Origin of the sequence: uncultured Campylobacter sp., from assembly GCF_938018145.1 — a bacterium.
Classification (GTDB): domain Bacteria; phylum Campylobacterota; class Campylobacteria; order Campylobacterales; family Campylobacteraceae; genus Campylobacter_A.
Window position 1 is genome coordinate 1 of sequence record NZ_CALIII010000013.1, and the last position, 15,882, is coordinate 15,882.

Here is a 15,882-nt window from a genome sequence, read left to right on the forward strand (position 1 = left end):
CTGCTTTTGCAGTGCCGCGACATCGACCGTGCTTAAAATTTTAATCTCGCTACGCGAATAAACATCCACCTTTTGCGCGGCAACTTGCGCGAATGTTCGCAGCGCGCCCGCTTTTAGCGTGAGTACGTCGCGTTTGGCGATCAGCTCGGTTAGGCTCTTGCCGTCCGCCTTTGCGGTGCAGTTGGTTAAATTTATCCGAACGATTAGTCTTTCAAGCTCGCTTGTGAGCGCGTCTAGCTCGGCTAGCAGTGCCTTTGGCTCTTCGCTGGGTTTCTCGCCCTCTTGCACCTTTGCGTTATCCGCGAGCCTTGATTTTAGCTGCTCGATGCGTTTTTGTATGTCGGCGCGCAGTATCAGCGCCTCGGCTAGTTTCATTTTCGTCCTTTTTAAGATTTATTTGCCGCCGCCAAGCTGCCTATCCTGGCCATATCGCGGCGAATACGGGCCGTAGAGCAAGCAGTCTCGGCAATCGGTGCTAAACAAAATCGCGTCCGCGCGCGCTGAGAGATCAAAGCTAGCGTCCGAGACCGAGTCGGCGATCTGTTTAACTAGTGCGGAGACTAGCATACCGATGAGGTTGCCGCCGCCGTCGCCCGAGTCGTTTGCCGCGGTCGCGCTCTTTTGCCAGAGCACGGCGCCCGTGTTTAGATCCACTAGAGTCGCCGCTACGCTCACGCGCGTGACGCTGCTAATGAGCATATACGAGGTGCCGTAGTCCGCGACGTTTAGATACAGAGCGGCATCAGCGCCAAATATCTGCTTTAGCTTGTACGTAGATATCTGCGCGATCTCGCCTGCGTCATAGATGCCGTTGTTTTTAAAGGTCTCGTTTACGAGCGCGGGCGAAAATACGTAATATCCCGCCTCGCTAAGCGGATAGAGCGCGTTTGCCAGCACCGCCGCGGAGGCCTTTATCTCGGATGAGTCGCTGGTTGGCATCACGACTACGATCGAGCGAGGCTTGGTCTGTAAAAACGCCGAATAGTCGTAAATCTCTGGCTGCGAGCCTGCGCACGCTCCCAAAAACAGCACAGCAAACGCGCCAAGGAGCGCCGATTTTATTTTATTTTTCATTTTGGCTTCCTTTTGCGGTTTTGCTCGTTTTGGTAGGTTTTGTTTGCTTGTTTTTCAAATTTTGCTTGCTCGTTTGCTCGCTTAAATTTGAGCTTTTGTCGTTTGAATTTGACTCGCTCGCGCCTGCTTTTTCCTTCGTCTGCTCGCTCAAATTTGCCGCCGATTTGCCCGCTGTGCCCGCCGTTTTACCGTTTTGATTTAGCAAAAACATCGCGTAGTCGCGCGACTCCGGGTAAAGCTCGGCCTCTTTTTCGACGTAGGCTTTAAATTTCGCCCCGTTTCCTTGTGAGAGATAGAGCAAGCCTAGATGCGCGTGCAGTCCCGGCGGGACTTTGGCGGCTCTTTGATAGGCTTTTTGCAGGCTCTCCTCGAGTGCGGCGATCTGCGCGCCCGCGTCGCCCTCTTCGGTTAGATACTCATAGACCGAGCCCGTGTATGCGCCGTCCCAGTAGTATAGCTGCCTAGGCGAGTCGTCCGCGCAGCCAGATAGTAGCATGGCGGCGGCGGAGGCGAGCGCGAAATTTGCTAGAGTTTTAAAGCGCAAAATTTATCCTTATTTCGCGTTAAAAGCGCCGCTTTCAAGCCCGCGCGTTAGGTTGTTTACGGCCTCGATGATGGCTAGGCTTAGCACCTTGCCGTTTAGCGTCGAATCATACCCAGCGCTTCCGCCAAAGCCCAGCACCTCGCGGTTTGAGAGCTCGTACTCGCCAGCGCCCTGAGTGGAGTAGATCACCTCGGAGTTTTTCACGTCCACGACGTTAAGATTTACCTTCGCGTAGGCGGTTTGGGTTTTGCCTTTGCCAAGGATGCCAAAAAGCTGATGATCGCCCGTAGTTTTGCGGCCAAACTCCGTCACGTCGCCCGTGATGACGTATCTTGCGCCCTTGATGTTTTGCGCCTCTTTGTTTAGCGCGCTTTCTTCTTTGATGGCGCGCATGTTGCTGCGGTCAAGCACCGAAAAGCGCCCGCTTTGCTGTAAATTTGAGATGAGGATGGTTTGGGCTTGGTTGCCTAGTCTGTCCTCGCCGTCTGAAAATACGCCGTTTTGGTATGAGGACTGGTTGCTAAAGCGGCCGATCGAGACGGCGATCTTTTGTCCTTGATAGTTGGTGTTTAGGGTTTGAACTTTTGGCGTTTCGACTACGCGCGATCGCTCAGTCGCGCAGCCTGTTATCAGCATCGCGGCGCACGCGGCTAGTAAAAATTTTACGTTCGTTTTCATATCGCTCCTTTAAATTTTGATTTGCGTTATTATCTTACTATTTTTAACTTAAAAATTTTTAACCCGCCTAAAATTTTGAATCGCTGCGTCCGCGGACCAAATTTAGCTATAAAATTTCCGCCTCTTTGCTTGCGTTTACCGAGCTTAGCGCGATGCGGTCGCCGGGTTTTAGCTCGCTTAGATTTACGGTTTTGCCGCCCTTTTGCACTCGGACGAAATTTGAAATCTGCGCGAAAAAGGACTCTTGCTGCGCGTATGCGGCGCGGGCGAGCTTGAGCGCGTTTTCAAATTTGAGCAGTTTAGTTTGCACGGCGGCATCTAAAGCCTGTCTTAAATTTAGCAAAATTTGCTCCTTGCGAGCGATTTTTTGCGTGAGGCTAGCTTGAGAAAATCTCGCTCTCATCATCGCTAGAGCGTTAAATTTACGCTCCCAAACGCGCACGAAAGCCGCGTCCGTCGCCTCGCTTAGCCTATCTATGCTTTGCATTAGCTCGCCCATATCGGGCAGTAGCGCAGCCATCGCCGCGCTTGGGGTCGGAGCGCGAAAGTCCGCCGCAAAGTCGCTGATCACGTAGTCAATCTCGTGTCCGACGGCCGAGATCACGGGCGTGCGCGCGGCGTAGATTTCGCGGGCTAGATTTTCGTCGTTAAAGCACCACAGATCCTCTCTGCTGCCGCCTCCTCGCGCCAGCACGATCGCGTCAGCGTCGCTTGCGTCGGCTCTTTTTAGCGCGCGTATGAGCGAGGCGGGCGCGGTTTCGCCTTGTGTTAGCGAATCAAAAACTATGATTTCCGCCAGCGCCCAGCGTCCGTGCGCGATACGCAACATGTCTTGCAAGGCGGCTGATGTTTTTGAGGTAACTAGCGCGATTTTGCGTGGAAATTTTGGTAGCGGTTTTTTGCGCGAGATATCAAAAAGCCCTTCGCTCTCAAGTCGCGATTTTAGCTGTTTAAAGGCAAGTTCGAGCTCGCCCTCGCCGCTGGGGCGTATCAGGGTCGCGATAAACTGATAGCTGCCGCTTGGCGAGTAGAGCGAAATTTTGCCGTAGAGAGCGACTTTCATACCGTCTGCGACGTCAAATTTGAGCTTGGCGGCGTTAAATTTATAAATGACCGCCGAGATCGCGGCCTTTTCGTCTTTTAGCGTGAAATACCAGTGTCCCGAGCCGTGTTTGACGAGCCGCGAGATCTCGCCCTCTACCTCGACGTACGAAAACGTCGTCTCAAGCAGAGTTTTGGCTTGCTCGTTTAGCTCGCTGACGCTTAGCACTCACGGGCCTTTTGCGCGATGAAAAGAGTAGAAATATCCATCGAAAAGCTCTTGCAAAGGCGCATCTCAAAGCCAGCGGCGGCGAGCTCATCAGCAAAGCTTTTGGCGTCTAAAAAGCCCTCGATCGAGCTTGGCAGGTACTCGTAGGCTTCTTGATTTTTGGAGATAAAGCCGCCGATTTTAGGCAAAATTTTACTTAGATAAAAGTCGCGAGCGCCCGTTAAAATCCCGCTTTTCTTGCGCTTGGTAAACTCTAGCACTACGACATATCCGCCCATTTTTAGCACTCTGTTAAACTCTCTTAGCGCGGCTTCTCGCTCGACCACGTTTCTGATGCCGTAGCTGATGCTCAGCACGTCCATCGAGCCGCTATCAAGCGTCGTTTGCGTCGCTAACGCCTCGATAAATTTAAACTCGGGGAATTTCTGTTTGGCGACCGCGAGCATGCCGCTTGAGGGATCGACGCCGATTAGATTTTCGATTTTTACGTTAAACTCGCCTGCCGTCTTTTGCCAAAAGCCCATCATATCGCCCGTACCGCATGCGACGTCGACGATATTTACGCTTGAGTCTTTGAAATTTGACAGAACCGTTTTGCACGCGATCTTGCGCCAGCTCACGTCCGCGCCCATGCTCAGCACGCGGTTTGCCAGGTCGTAGGTGGGCGCGATGTCGTTAAACATCTGAACTATTTTTTCTTGTTTTTCCATTTTTTCTCTTTTAGATATAGTAGATTTTTAAGCCGCGCGAAAGCTTTGTGAGGCTTTTTAAAATTTTAGGCTTTGAGTCTAAAATTTCGCTTCGCAGCTCGTAGATTTTTTTGTAAATTTTAGCTTGGAGTTTGTCTATGCGCTTTTGCTCGGCGCCGCTTTTTACGTGCGCTAGCAGGCCTAGCCAGATGTCGGCGTCTTGCAGCGAGCCAAAGGTTTCTTGTAAAATTTTGCTCTTTTTAAAGCATTTTTTGGCTGCAGCAAAATCAAAACCGCCGCCGAAAATCTCGCTTAGATACCTTAGTCTTTTTATCTCGATGCGGCACTTGTGAAACTGCGCGTTTTCGGTAGTTTCGCTCAAATTTGAGAGAGATTTTTTAAGGCGTAAAATTTGAGCTCGCATGGATTTTGCGGCGAGTTTTTTTATCGGCGCGTCTCCTAGCTCGCCTTTAAAAAAGTCGCTTCCCTCGCGTAAAAATACCTCCCAGTCGCGCAAAATTTCGTTTGCTTCGTCGCTTTGTAGCTCGGCCTGGACGCTTTTGGCTAGGGTTTTGCTTAAATTTTCTAGCTCGCTAGCTAGTGATTCAAAGCCTTTTTGTTTTTGCAAAAACTCGCAAAATACGTCTATATCGCGCTTTTGGTTGGTTAGCTCGGCTAGTTTTTTAAAATTTAGCAGAAAATAGCAAGCCGTTTTTCGGTCAAAAACGGGAGTGAAAATTTTAAGTAGCGAGCGCGTTTTGCGTAGATTTACGCGGATCTGATGCAGCGCCTCGGCATCGCCAGAGCTTGCGTACTCGTTTAGGTGTTTGTTTAGCGCCGTAAAAATCTGAAAAAACACCGTCCGCATCGCGTCCATCGCACCGATGTAGCTTGGTAAATTTAGCTCTAGCTCGGGGCTATTTTGTAAAATTTCAATGCTCTTTTGCGCGTCAAATTTGCCCTGCGGCAAGCCAAAAAGCGCTAAATTTTTATTTTTATAGCGCTCATCCTCCGTGACCTCGCTAGCTATGTGCACGGCGATAAACTCAGGCGGGTTAAACTCCGCGGCCTCGCGCTCGCTAGCAAACTCGGCCTCTAAAGTTACAAGCCCCTCTAAAGCGCCGTGAAAAATATCGACGTTGCAGGCGGCGCCCTCAAGCCTAAATAAAAATCTCGTCTTTTTTATAGGAGCGGCGACTGCGTTTTTTAGGGCTTTTTTAAAGCTTTTGGCGTCCGTTTCGCTCTCGTTTTCCTCACGCGCTAGGCCGACGCCTGATTTTTGCGTGATCGTAAAAACGCCCGAAGCCTCGCGAAATCTAATCTCCTCAAGCGGAGTGATTTTGACGTAAATTTGCGTCACCTCTTTTTGCTGGACGTCGATGTCGCGGGCTTTTAGCTCGTTTATGACGGCGGCGTCACGCAGGATAAATTTACGCTCGATCTCTATCAAATTTCGCTCCTTAATATGAAAAATTGTATCAAAAGGTAGCTTAAAGTGTAAAATTTGCGTCCTTTTGCCGCCGACCTTGCGACGCGAAATGATTTTTTAACGCAAATAACGCTAAAATCAGCTCAAATTTGAAAGGAGTTTGGATGAATAGAAAGCTAAATTTTAGTGCTGGTCCTTCGGCTCTGCCTCTTAGCGTGCTTGAGCGCGCGCAGAACGAGCTCACCGACTATCAGGGCAAGGGCTTTTCGATAATGGAAATCAGCCACCGAAGCAAGATTTTTGAAGAGGTGCACTACGGCGCGATGGCCAAGGCGCGCGAGCTATACGGCATCGGCGAGGAATTTGACGTGCTATTTTTGCAAGGCGGCGCGCATTTGCAGTTTGCGATGATACCGCTAAATTTAGCCGCCAAAGGCGTCGCGCAGTATGCCGACACGGGCGTCTGGACGAGCAAAGCGATCAAAGAGGCCGCAAACGTCGGCGTATCCTATGAAGTGGTCGCTAGTAGCAAAGAGACCTCCTACGACCGCATCCCCGAGGTCAAATTTGACGGCGACGCCGCATACGGCTACGTCTGCACGAACAACACCATCTACGGCACGCAGTACCGCGCGCTGCCTCGCTCCAAGGCCCCGCTAGTCGTCGATGCGTCGAGCGATTTTTTCTCGCGGCCGGTTGATTTCACGGACGTGGGGCTGCTATACGGCGGCGCGCAGAAAAATGCCGGCCCAAGCGGCGTAACCGTCGTCATCATCCGCAAAGATATGCTGGAGCGAGCCTGCATGGATCGCACCCCGACAATGCTTCGCTACGACACGCACGCGTCGGCCGCATCGCTATACAACACGCCTCCGACGTTTGGCATATATCTGCTAAATTTGACGCTGGGCTGGGTGCAGGAGCAGGGCGGTTTATCGGCGATAAACGAGATAAACGAGCAAAAGGCGGCGCTGCTTTACGGCGCGATCGACGGTTCTGGCGGCTTTTACAAAGGTCACGCGCAAAAAGATAGCCGCTCGCTGATGAACGTTAGCTTTACCATCGCAAACCGCGAGCTGGAGGCGGCCTTTATCGCCGAGTCCGAAAATGCGGGCATGCTGGGTCTAAAAGGACACCGTCACGTAGGCGGCATCAGAGCCTCGATATACAACGCCGTGAGTATCGAAAACGTGCGGACTTTGGCTGAGTTTATGAAAGAATTTGCTAGGAAAAACGGGTAAATTTGACTAGACGCACTGCTCGAATTTGGATTTGTTTCGGGTAAATTTAAACTCGGGGGTTTAAATTCGGGGCGCGTCAAATTTTGCTTTTTACTCAAATTTAAGCGGCTTTGGCTTGGGGGCGGCCGCTTAAATTTGCTTTGGTTTTACGATGAGTCGGTCTTAAATTTACCGAGTTAAATTTAGCTCTCTTTCGCCTTTCTGTTATCCATTTTAAATTTAACTGCGTGAAGCGAAATTTGGAGAAAATTTGAGAAACTACGACGAAAATCCGATAATCATAAACGACTACGGCGCGCTGTTTTTGGCGGGATGGTAATTATTCTTTACTCGATTATCGTTTTTGTATTTGCTTTTAGCGACTATGAGCTTTTACACCGTATTTATCTTAATTGCTTTGCCCGCATATCTTTTATTATTCGACCTGCACAATACTTATATTTTCGCGCCGCGAGTTTTTAAACAAAAACCGAGCTTTTTTAGATTTTCTAGCGAGCAAATTTATCATATAGAGTATGTCTACGTAAACAAAGTAGAGAGCGAGGAGAAAATCACCCTCGTAAAAGACGTAGAAAAGGTCTATTTTTGCGTTATAAGCGAGCTTGATAGGAGATACGGCAGATTTCACTTTTTTACCCCGTATCAGCTCTATAAAAAGTCCTCTATCGGCGTGCATTTTAACAAAACGAAAGACTTTATAAGATATCTTTTGGTTTATTTGATATTTGCGCTACCGTTTAAAATCTATAAACTCAAAAAATCCGGCGAACCGCTATGGCTACTGCGTAAAAATTTCGTCATTAGGATGAAAAATAGAAATTATTTTTTGGTAAATTGCTATAGCAGAGATGATTATTTTGAGTTGTTGCGGTATTTTCGGGCAAACAAAATCCCCGTGGAGGACAAGACGAAATTTATGCCGCAAGCTCAAAGGTCTGCGATATTTTTCGAGGACAAACACGAGGTCTGGAGCGACGATCCAAACGATACGGAAATACCAAAAGACGACTGGAGACGTAAGATGAGGCGGTTTTTTAGTTTAGAGTAAGTTAGGCTTGAGTTTTTTGTCAAATTTGCGTATAAAATTGCTTTTAGTTGTCGCGCGGCTTTTGCCTCTTAAATTTTTTATCAAATTTTGCCGCTCGAATTAGCCCCTAGCAAACGCAAATTTTACAAATAAAATCATCTTTTTATCTCCAAATTTATCTTGCCGTTTGCCTCTGAAAATTTATATTCCAGCTCGTTTGAGCGATAGGTTATGCTTTTATTCTTGCAAATTTGCTTCTCGCGAGATGCTATCTTTTCTAGCATCGGCGGTAGCTCCTTGGCGATCAAAAGCTTGATAGACATCTCTAGGCCGTGCGTTAGCTTTTTGAGAAATCTACCGTCAAGCTCGCTCTCGTCTTTTATCATATGCAAGGTTGCGTCAAAGCCGAGCTTTCCTAGCTCCTCGTAGAACTGTGCCTTTTCCTCGGGCGGCGAGCAGTGATCGTTTACGGCGCAGTGGTAGCCGACGTAGATAGGCTTTGGATACTCGCTTTGGACTTTTAGATGCGCGGCGTCTAGGGCGTTTCGTATATCTTCGCGCGCCTGCGAGAAATATCGAGGCGAGGATTTATCTAGTAGCGTCCACATCGTTTTGGTAAAGACGTAAATTTTGATATTTTTAAAATATATATCGGTTGAGTATTCGCGAAATTTGAGATAATCCGCCTCTTTGCCTAGGCCTATGAGCTCCCAGTTTAGCTTCGCGTAGCTGCTGTTGTCGATGAGACCGTCCACGAGCCACGGTGCAAATTTGGCTGCTAAGGCGTTTATGTATGCGCCGTGCGAGCTGCCGACTAGGACCACGGGCAGCTCGTCTATATCTGTTGCTGGTTTAAACGGCGGATCTGCCTTGATAAAAAGTGCGGCATTTATCACGTCTTGGGCCTGCATAACGCCGAAATTTTGATACTCGTTTTTGGTCGGTTGCAGCGTTACGGATATTTCTAATTTAAAATCGCTCGGCAAACCGCCGCTTGATTTTATATTGCCCAGATAGGCATCTAGCACTGAGAGTTCGCCGTAGCTGATATCGCTTGGGATCTCTATGCCGATTTTCGAGCATTTGTTTTTAAGGATGATTTGGTCTAAATCGTTTAAAAAATAGGTTGCCCCCGTTTGCGGCCTGTTGCCGATACAGTGGTAGTTCGGACTCGCTACTGCTACGCTAAATTCGCTAGCTACGAACTGCGCTAAATGCTCTCTATAGTTTTCATTCGCATCGCCGCCAAGACCCGGCACTATAAAAACGAGGGCCCTAATCGCCTTTTCATCGTCGTAGCATAGCTTAAATTCTAACACGGATTCTCGCTTTAGGCCAAGCCCTACATCGTCGCAGGATGGGATCTCGTATGTTTTATTTATTATCATGATTCGGCCTCGGAAATAATACGTTTATCATATGCGCACTTGGCTAAATTTGATAAATTTTAATGACCGATGGGCGTTTTTGTGTTGATTGTTGTTGGGTTATGAAATTGATTTAAATTTTGATAGCAATCTATCTGTTAAAATTATTTTTCGTAGCCTTTGCCGCCGAATTTGAGTAAAGCCGAACCCCAAGTAAAGCCGCCGCCGAATGCGTCCAATAAAAGCAAATCGCCTTTTTTAAGTCTATCCGCTTCATATGCGTCATTCATCGCCATAGGTATAGAGGCTGAGCTTGTGTTGCCGTATTTTCCGATGGTTATGACGCACTGCTCGTTTGTAAAATTTAAGCGCTGCTTGACTGCTTCGATGATGCGTAAATTTGCCTGATGAGGTATAAAAAGATCGATTTTATCGCTTGAAATTTGATTTTTTTCTAGGATATCTACGACGTCTTTGGTTAGCGTCTGGACTGCGATTTTAAAGACTTCATTGCCCGACATCTTGATAAATTTCTCTTCGCCACCTGGAGTTATGAGCAGGTTTGCGTAGTTACCGTCGGCTGCAGTGTGAACGTCGATTATTTCGTTTTCTTCGCTAGCGCTTACGACCGCGGCACCTGCTCCGTCGCCAAATAGTATGCAAGTCGTTCTGTCCGTCCAGTCGACGATCTTACTTAGTTTTTCGGCTCCGATTATCAATACGTTTTTTTTGCTTCCGCTTTCAATCAGTGATTTTGCTAGCTCAAGCAGATAAATAAAACCCGTGCAGGCTGCGCTTATATCAAATGCCGTAATGGCATTTATACCTAAATTTTTGGCGATCTTGCACGCCGTCGAAGGCATACAAAAGTGATCGGGCGAGATGGTTGCGCAGATAACCGCATCGATATCTTTTGCCGTCAAATTTGCTCTTTCAAGCGCTATTTGTGCCGCTTTCGTGCCAAGATCGCTCGTGTCTTCATCTTGCGCTATGCGTCTTTGGCTGATGCCGGTGCGTTTAACTATCCATTCGTCGCTAGTTTCCACCATTTTTTCAAGGTCGAAATTTGTTAAAATTTTAGGTGGAGCGTATGCGGCTATGGATATTAGCGAGGCTTTTGGCATTAAATTTTTCTTTGTAATTTCATTTTGCGAAGTGCGAAAGCTCGTCTTCGATGACTTTATTTATATCGGAGTTTGCGAATTTTAGAGCTTGAAATATCGCATTTTTAATAGCTTTTGGAGTGCTTTTGCCGTGGCTTATTATGACGCAGCCGTTCACGCCAAGTAGCGGTGCGCCGCCATATTCGTCGTAATCAACTTGCTGTTTTAGAGTTTTAAAAACTTTTTTCATGAGAAGCGAGCCTGCTATGGCGACCGGGGATTTTTTAACATGTTTTTTGATGATTTTAGTTATCGCGTCAGCTACGCCTTCGCTTGTTTTTAGTAGGATATTTCCGACGAATCCATCGCAAATAACGACATCGACGCTTCCGTCAAAAACCTGATTTCCTTCGGCGTTGCCTACGAAGCTATCAAGTTTTGAGATCATTTCAAATGCTTCTTTAGTTGCCTCGTTGCCCTTACTGCTCTCTTCGCCGTTAGATAAAAGTCCTAGTTTAGGGGATTTTATTTTTAAAATTTCTTTTGCGTAGGCTTCGCCCATTATCGCAAATTGAAATAGATGCTCCGGCCTACAGTCCACGTTTGCGCCGACGTCCAAAACTAGCGTGTTGCCGCCGGTTACGTTTGGCATTAGCGTCGCTATCGCCGGGCGCGAGACGTTTTTAAGCCGTCCGACTCGAAGCGTGGCAAGACTCATCGTAGCTCCGCTGTGTCCTGCCGAAACTACGGCCATAGTTTGTTTATTTTTAAGTAGCTCGATAGCCTTAAAAATACTGCTTTCTTTTCGCTTTAACGCATCGGTGGCGCCGTCGCTCATAGAAACGACCTCGTCGGCTTGAATAAATTTTACGTATTGTTTTAAATTTTGCGGAACGAGGCTTTCTAAAATTTTCGTATCGCCTACCAAAACGGCTTCAAATTTTACTTCTTTTAAAGCCTCGATCACGCCGCCGATAATAGGTTGCGGACCGAAGTCGCCGCCCATCGCGTCAATGCAAATGCTGGTCATTTGTATTAATACTCTCCGGTAGTTTTATTTACGCGGTGAGGCATTTTCCATGAGCCGTCTTTATCTTTTACGGGAACCGGAAGCGTTACTTTGTAGTGCGTTCTTCTCTTTGCCGCGCGAGTATGACTTACTCTTCGTTTAGGTACTGCCATTTTATTCTCCTTTATAGATTTTTACATTTATCACAATAAAAATAATCGCTCTTAAAAGCTTCTATTTCGCTTGTTAATACTTCTTCTAAATTTATAAAACCGTCGAAAAACTCAACTACATCGTCGAGGTTTTCTTCTTTATCTTTATAAATTCCGTCGCTTAATATCAAATTTACATCTTCATCAAGCTTTAAATTTATATCTTCGCCGCATCGGTCGCAGTTGTGAGCTATCTCACCTACGATCTTACCTTTGCAACTAACTAAATTTTGGGTTACTCTTTTTAGTTCGCCGTTAAAATTTAGCCCGTCCGAGTTTAGCTCGAACGGCATTTGATTATTTGTGATTTTGGCGAAAGATATTTTCAAAATTTAACCTAAATTTAGCAAATTTCTCTTGTCGCAAAGAAAAACGCAATCTCGTTTTTAGCGTTTTCTAGGCTGTCGCTACCGTGAACGGCATTTGCGTCGATGCTCTCTGCAAAGTCGGCTCTAATAGTGCCAGGTTTTGCTTCTTTTGGGTTTGTTGCGCCCATTAGATCGCGATTTTTAGCTACCGCGTCGTCGCCCTCAAGAACCATAACTACGACCGGTCCGCTCACCATAAAATCAACCAAATCGTTGAAGAAAGGTCTGTCTTTGTGAACTGCGTAGAAAGCTTTTGCGTCGCATTTGCTTAGTTTGACTTTTTTCATAGCGGCGATTCTTAGTCCGTTGCTTTCGAATCTATCCACGATTTTTCCGATAACGCCCTTTTTTACGGCATCAGGCTTAATAATAGAAAGCGTTTGCTGCATAAAATTTCCTTTTTGTGGTTTTTATAAGGCGGTGATTATATCAAAAAAAAATTAAATTTCAAAATAAGCCCCGCAAAAGGGCTTAGATGCGAAGTTTACGAGATGACGGCCGTTTCGCCCGTTCTCATATCTACAGTTATCTCGGCGCGAGAAGGCTGTCCTGCAAAAGGAGCGTCCCAAACGATGCAGCCGTCGGTCGGACAGGCTGAGGCGCATGCCGGCTCGTCGTTAAATCCTACGCACTCGACGCATTTATCGGCATAGACGTAGTATGCGTCCTCGCCGGTCGGGTTATCCGCGTCGTCTACGATAGCGCTCGTCGGGCACTCGTCGATGCATGAGCCGCAGCTGATGCAAATATCTGTTATTTTTACTGCCATTTTTTATCCTTTTTGGTCAAAATTTTCGCAAGAATATCAAAAACTAAGTAAATTTGATATTAAATTTTTGCGTTAAATTTTAAAACGAAAACGTTAAATTTTTAGCTCTTTTTAATCTTTAGATGATATAATTTCGCTACAAATAAAAATTATTAAGGAGAAAAAATGTTAGTAACAAAAAAAGCACCTGATTTTACAGCTGCAGCAGTTTTAGGAAGCAATCAAATCGTGAACGATTTCAACCTATATAAAAATATCGGCGAGAAGGGCGCAGTAGTATTTTTCTACCCTATGGACTTTACATTCGTTTGCCCTAGCGAGATCATCGCGTTTGATAAGAGATACGATGAGTTTAAAGCCCGCGGTATCGAAGTTATCGGCGTTTCGACAGATAACCAATTCTCTCACTTTGCGTGGAAAGAAACTCCGGTAAACAAAGGCGGCATCGGCCAAGTCCGCTTCCCGCTAGTAGCCGATATGACTAAGTCTATCGCTCGCGGTTTTGACGTACTTTTAGAGGATGCGGGCGTCGCGCTTCGCGGTAGCTTCTTGCTTGATAAAGACGGCACCGTTCGCCACGCGGTCATCAACGACCTTCCGCTTGGAAGAAACATCGACGAGATGATAAGAATGGTCGATACGATGCTATTTACCAACGAGCACGGAGAGGTTTGCCCTGCCGGTTGGAACAAAGGCGATAAAGGCATGAAAGCCGATACCGCAGGCGTCGCAGACTACCTATCTCACAATGCGGATAAGCTATAATCATTTAAATTTAAGGGCGAACTCTCGCCCTTTTCTTCCCTTTTTTTACCCACTTTACAAAATTTTTAACAAAATACGCAAAAAATTTAAACTAAAAACAAAATAAATTTACTATAATAGAGGCAATTTCTAAAATCTCGGAAGGAAAACCTCTAAATGATCAACACTGACAACAGCGATTCTATGATCTTAGAAGGCGCTATTAGCGTATTTTCAAAGGCTCTAAAAGACAACCACCAAATTCATTTTTTAAATTTATACAACGGCGTAAAGGTCGAGTGTCAAGGCAGCGTGATAGCCGTCGAGGATGAGACCGTGGTTTGCAAGGTAACGCTAGAGCAAATTTTGGCCATGAAAGAGGAAAAAAACGCCTACATCGTGCGCGACGAGTATTTTGCCGAAAATTTAAGAGCCGATATTGCGGGATTTGATTTGTCGAATTTGACCGTGACGCTTAGAGATTTTATCTACATGCACAACCTGCATGCAAATTTGCGAAAATATCAGCGCGTCTATCCAAATCGCTATACCAAGGTCTCTCTTGCTCAAAACGGTAGCGCAGTGCAGGGGAATTTATATGATATCTCCGAGGGCGGACTCGGCGTCGTTAGCGCCGATGACGGAGAGTTTAGGGACGGTGAGCAAGTAAACGCCAAATTTGAGCTCGGACTTTCTGACTGCGAAAGCGGATCTTGCGAAAAAGTAGACGTCGATATCGATCTAAAGCTAGTTACCGCGCTAAAATACAAAGGCGCCATGAGATACTGCTGCCAAGTGATGAACAAACAAAACGCGCATCAAAATATCGTAAAATTTACCGACAAGCGCGTAAAAGAAACTCTCGAAGAGCTAAAAGAGCAGCTAAAAACTTACCAATAAATTTAACGCAAAATTAAAAGGCGAGCCTTGCGCTTGCCTTTTTTAAATTTTACCCGCTTCGATTTCAAATTTACCTCGTAGCTTCACCCGAAATTTAAACAAAAATCAGTAAAATAGCCCAAAATCTACAAGGAAGCACATGAAAACCATCCAAGAAAATTTAAAGCTATTTTACGTCGGTCTCAAAGACAAAGAGCCGTTTTTTTACAAAAACAAAGACCTCACGACGCACGCAGCCATCATCGGCATGACCGGTAGCGGTAAAACCGGCCTTGGTATCGGCATCCTAGAAGAAGCCTGCATCGATAACATCCCGACCTTTATAATCGACCCAAAGGGCGATATGACAAACCTCGCTTTGGCGTTTCCACAGATGCGCGCGCAGGATTTTGCGCCGTACGTCGATGAAAACGAAGCGCAAAACAAAGGCATGAGCGTGGATGAGTTTGCCGCTAGCGAAGCGCAGACGTGGGCAAAAGGCATCGAGGGTTCGTTTCAAAGCTTAGAGCGCGTGGGGCTTTTTAAAGATAGCGCCGAGCTAAAAATTTATACGCCAAAGAGCAGTAGCGGCGTCGGCGTGGCGCTGCTGGGCGATTTTTCGCGCCCGAATTTAGACGTAGGCAGCGAGGAGTTTAGCGAGTACGTTGGCTCTCTGGCTAGCTCCGTGCTCTCGCTCGTGGGCATAGAAAACGACGTAAATTCAAAAGAGCACCTGCTCATCTCAAACATTTTTATAGATAAATTTAGCCAGGGCGCGGACGTGAGCCTAGAGGAGCTCATCGGCTTTATCGCGACGCCTCCGTTTGCTAAGATCGGCGTATTTGACGTGGAGAAATTTTATCCAAGCTCCGAGCGCATGAAGCTAGCGGTCAAGATCAACACGCTGCTTGCAAGCCCTGATTTTCGCGCGTGGCTGAGCGGCGAGCGACTCGATATCTCAAAAATGCTTTTTAACGCAAACGGCAAGGCAAAGTGCAATATCTTTACCATCTCGCACCTAAAAGACAGCGAGAGGATGTTTTTCGTGACGCTGCTGCTAAACGAGATCATCGCGTGGATGCGCAAGACCGAGGGTACGAGCTCGCTTCGCGCGGTGCTTTATATGGACGAGATTTTCGGATTTTTCCCGCCAAACGGCAACCCGCCTAGCAAAACCCCGATGCTAACGCTACTCAAGCAAGCCCGCGCGCACGGCCTTGGCGTGATACTGAGCACCCAAAACCCGGTCGATCTTGACTACAAAGGCCTTAGCAACATCGGCACGTGGTTTATCGGGCGCTTGCAAACCGCGCAGGACAAAGCGCGCGTGATCGACGGTATGACGGGGCTTGCGGGCTCTGCGATGGATAAAGGCGAGATAGAAAATCTCATCTCAAATTTGCAAAAGCGCAACTTCCTACTAAAAAACATCCACGAGGACGGGCTGTCCGTCATCTCGACGCGCTGGGCTCTGAGCTA

General features: G+C 47.0%; 19 protein-coding genes. 5 read left to right on the plus strand and 14 right to left on the minus strand.

From position 1 onward, the window contains the following. The 7 genes from Q0338_RS00355 to Q0338_RS00385 form a co-directional block, all read right to left on the minus strand. Window positions 1–375, minus strand: a 375-nt coding sequence (locus Q0338_RS00355; protein ID WP_298085040.1) for a DIP1984 family protein, incomplete at its 3' end; no start/stop codon positions are given. Between the two features lie 18 nt (window positions 376–393). Continuing rightward, on the minus strand, window positions 394–1,074 hold the full coding sequence (locus tag Q0338_RS00360; RefSeq protein WP_298085041.1) for a DUF799 domain-containing protein: 681 nt from the start codon (window positions 1,072–1,074) through the stop codon (window positions 394–396). Beyond that, the gene (locus Q0338_RS00365) at window positions 1,064–1,618 is read right to left on the minus strand and encodes a DUF4810 domain-containing protein (RefSeq protein WP_298085042.1); all 555 of its coding nucleotides are present in this window, start codon (window positions 1,616–1,618) and stop codon (window positions 1,064–1,066) included. The genes Q0338_RS00360 and Q0338_RS00365 overlap by 11 nt, the downstream gene beginning before the upstream one ends. Before the next feature lie 9 nt (window positions 1,619–1,627). Beyond that, entirely contained in the window at window positions 1,628–2,296 is a 669-nt protein-coding gene (locus Q0338_RS00370; RefSeq protein WP_009495029.1) for a CsgG/HfaB family protein, read from the minus strand. A gap of 106 nt (window positions 2,297–2,402) precedes the next feature. Beyond that, the gene (gene xseA, locus Q0338_RS00375; RefSeq protein ID WP_298085043.1) at window positions 2,403–3,566 is read right to left on the minus strand and encodes an exodeoxyribonuclease VII large subunit; all 1,164 of its coding nucleotides are present in this window, start codon (window positions 3,564–3,566) and stop codon (window positions 2,403–2,405) included. After that, window positions 3,560–4,276 carry a bifunctional demethylmenaquinone methyltransferase/2-methoxy-6-polyprenyl-1,4-benzoquinol methylase UbiE gene (ubiE, locus tag Q0338_RS00380; protein ID WP_298085044.1) on the minus strand — a complete coding sequence of 239 codons (717 nt, stop codon included), beginning with the start codon at window positions 4,274–4,276 and terminating at the stop codon, window positions 3,560–3,562. The genes xseA and ubiE overlap by 7 nt, the downstream gene beginning before the upstream one ends. Window positions 4,277–4,286: 10 nt before the next feature. Then, window positions 4,287–5,705, minus strand: a complete 1,419-nt coding sequence (locus Q0338_RS00385) for a CHAD domain-containing protein (RefSeq protein WP_298085045.1) — start codon at window positions 5,703–5,705, stop codon at window positions 4,287–4,289. A 143-nt stretch (window positions 5,706–5,848) separates the two neighbouring features. Here Q0338_RS00385 and serC point away from each other — a divergent pair, with 143 nt between their 5' ends. Both serC and Q0338_RS00395 read left to right on the plus strand, forming a co-directional pair. Beyond that, window positions 5,849–6,925, plus strand: a complete 1,077-nt coding sequence (serC, locus tag Q0338_RS00390; RefSeq protein WP_298085046.1) for a 3-phosphoserine/phosphohydroxythreonine transaminase — start codon at window positions 5,849–5,851, stop codon at window positions 6,923–6,925. Between the two features lie 364 nt (window positions 6,926–7,289). Beyond that, window positions 7,290–7,973: a hypothetical protein gene (locus Q0338_RS00395; protein ID WP_298085047.1), complete on the plus strand. Its 684-nt coding sequence runs from the start codon at window positions 7,290–7,292 to the stop codon at window positions 7,971–7,973. A 134-nt stretch (window positions 7,974–8,107) separates the two neighbouring features. Here the strand turns inward: Q0338_RS00395 and Q0338_RS00400 are convergent, their stop codons facing one another. The 7 genes from Q0338_RS00400 to Q0338_RS00430 all read right to left on the minus strand — a co-directional run bounded on the left by Q0338_RS00400 (window position 8,108) and on the right by Q0338_RS00430 (window position 12,780). Then, window positions 8,108–9,340: a DUF2920 family protein gene (locus tag Q0338_RS00400; protein ID WP_298085048.1), complete on the minus strand. Its 1,233-nt coding sequence runs from the start codon at window positions 9,338–9,340 to the stop codon at window positions 8,108–8,110. A 143-nt stretch (window positions 9,341–9,483) separates the two neighbouring features. Then, window positions 9,484–10,443 carry a beta-ketoacyl-ACP synthase III gene (locus Q0338_RS00405; RefSeq protein ID WP_298085049.1) on the minus strand — a complete coding sequence of 320 codons (960 nt, stop codon included), beginning with the start codon at window positions 10,441–10,443 and terminating at the stop codon, window positions 9,484–9,486. A gap of 19 nt (window positions 10,444–10,462) precedes the next feature. Then, on the minus strand, window positions 10,463–11,452 hold the full coding sequence (gene plsX, locus Q0338_RS00410) for a phosphate acyltransferase PlsX (RefSeq protein ID WP_002952384.1): 990 nt from the start codon (window positions 11,450–11,452) through the stop codon (window positions 10,463–10,465). 5 nt (window positions 11,453–11,457) lie between these two features. Beyond that, complete coding sequence (gene rpmF, locus Q0338_RS00415; RefSeq protein ID WP_002943740.1) at window positions 11,458–11,604, minus strand: 50S ribosomal protein L32; 147 nt, start codon at window positions 11,602–11,604, stop codon at window positions 11,458–11,460. Window positions 11,605–11,615: 11 nt separating this feature from the next. Next, window positions 11,616–11,972: a YceD family protein gene (locus Q0338_RS00420; protein ID WP_298085050.1), complete on the minus strand. Its 357-nt coding sequence runs from the start codon at window positions 11,970–11,972 to the stop codon at window positions 11,616–11,618. Window positions 11,973–11,986: 14 nt separating this feature from the next. Further along, the gene (gene ndk / locus Q0338_RS00425) at window positions 11,987–12,400 is read right to left on the minus strand and encodes a nucleoside-diphosphate kinase (protein WP_122863180.1); all 414 of its coding nucleotides are present in this window, start codon (window positions 12,398–12,400) and stop codon (window positions 11,987–11,989) included. A 95-nt stretch (window positions 12,401–12,495) separates the two neighbouring features. Further along, a complete protein-coding gene (locus tag Q0338_RS00430; protein ID WP_298085051.1) occupies window positions 12,496–12,780 on the minus strand; it encodes a 4Fe-4S dicluster domain-containing protein in 285 nt (94 codons plus the stop codon). 165 nt (window positions 12,781–12,945) lie between these two features. On the opposite strand from Q0338_RS00430, the gene Q0338_RS00435 reads away from it, so the two are divergent. From Q0338_RS00435 to Q0338_RS00445, 3 genes are all read left to right on the plus strand, one after another. Continuing rightward, window positions 12,946–13,545, plus strand: a complete 600-nt coding sequence (locus Q0338_RS00435) for a peroxiredoxin (protein ID WP_002947343.1) — start codon at window positions 12,946–12,948, stop codon at window positions 13,543–13,545. Window positions 13,546–13,701: 156 nt separating this feature from the next. Then, window positions 13,702–14,424, plus strand: a complete 723-nt coding sequence (locus Q0338_RS00440; RefSeq protein WP_298085052.1) for a PilZ domain-containing protein — start codon at window positions 13,702–13,704, stop codon at window positions 14,422–14,424. Window positions 14,425–14,563: 139 nt separating this feature from the next. Next, a partial coding sequence (locus Q0338_RS00445) for a DUF87 domain-containing protein (protein ID WP_298085053.1) occupies window positions 14,564–15,882 on the plus strand: 1,319 nt, incomplete at its 3' end.

Excerpts from the sequence above, each read along its gene's own strand:
- Q0338_RS00400 (WP_298085048.1), bottom strand. The coding sequence starts at position 9,340 with ATGATAATAAATAAAACATACGAGATCCCATCCTGCGACGATGTAGGG.
- rpmF (WP_002943740.1), bottom strand. The coding sequence starts at position 11,604 with ATGGCAGTACCTAAACGAAGAGTAAGTCATACTCGCGCGGCAAAGAGA.
- Q0338_RS00395 (WP_298085047.1), top strand. The coding sequence starts at position 7,290 with ATGAGCTTTTACACCGTATTTATCTTAATTGCTTTGCCCGCATATCTT.
- serC (WP_298085046.1), top strand. The coding sequence starts at position 5,849 with ATGAATAGAAAGCTAAATTTTAGTGCTGGTCCTTCGGCTCTGCCTCTT.
- ndk (WP_122863180.1), bottom strand. The coding sequence starts at position 12,400 with ATGCAGCAAACGCTTTCTATTATTAAGCCTGATGCCGTAAAAAAGGGC.
- Q0338_RS00370 (WP_009495029.1), bottom strand. The coding sequence starts at position 2,296 with ATGAAAACGAACGTAAAATTTTTACTAGCCGCGTGCGCCGCGATGCTG.
- Q0338_RS00360 (WP_298085041.1), bottom strand. The coding sequence starts at position 1,074 with ATGAAAAATAAAATAAAATCGGCGCTCCTTGGCGCGTTTGCTGTGCTG.
- ubiE (WP_298085044.1), bottom strand. The coding sequence starts at position 4,276 with ATGGAAAAACAAGAAAAAATAGTTCAGATGTTTAACGACATCGCGCCC.
- Q0338_RS00430 (WP_298085051.1), bottom strand. The coding sequence starts at position 12,780 with ATGGCAGTAAAAATAACAGATATTTGCATCAGCTGCGGCTCATGCATC.
- Q0338_RS00405 (WP_298085049.1), bottom strand. The coding sequence starts at position 10,443 with ATGCCAAAAGCCTCGCTAATATCCATAGCCGCATACGCTCCACCTAAA.
- Q0338_RS00435 (WP_002947343.1), top strand. The coding sequence starts at position 12,946 with ATGTTAGTAACAAAAAAAGCACCTGATTTTACAGCTGCAGCAGTTTTA.
- plsX (WP_002952384.1), bottom strand. The coding sequence starts at position 11,452 with ATGACCAGCATTTGCATTGACGCGATGGGCGGCGACTTCGGTCCGCAA.
- Q0338_RS00440 (WP_298085052.1), top strand. The coding sequence starts at position 13,702 with ATGATCAACACTGACAACAGCGATTCTATGATCTTAGAAGGCGCTATT.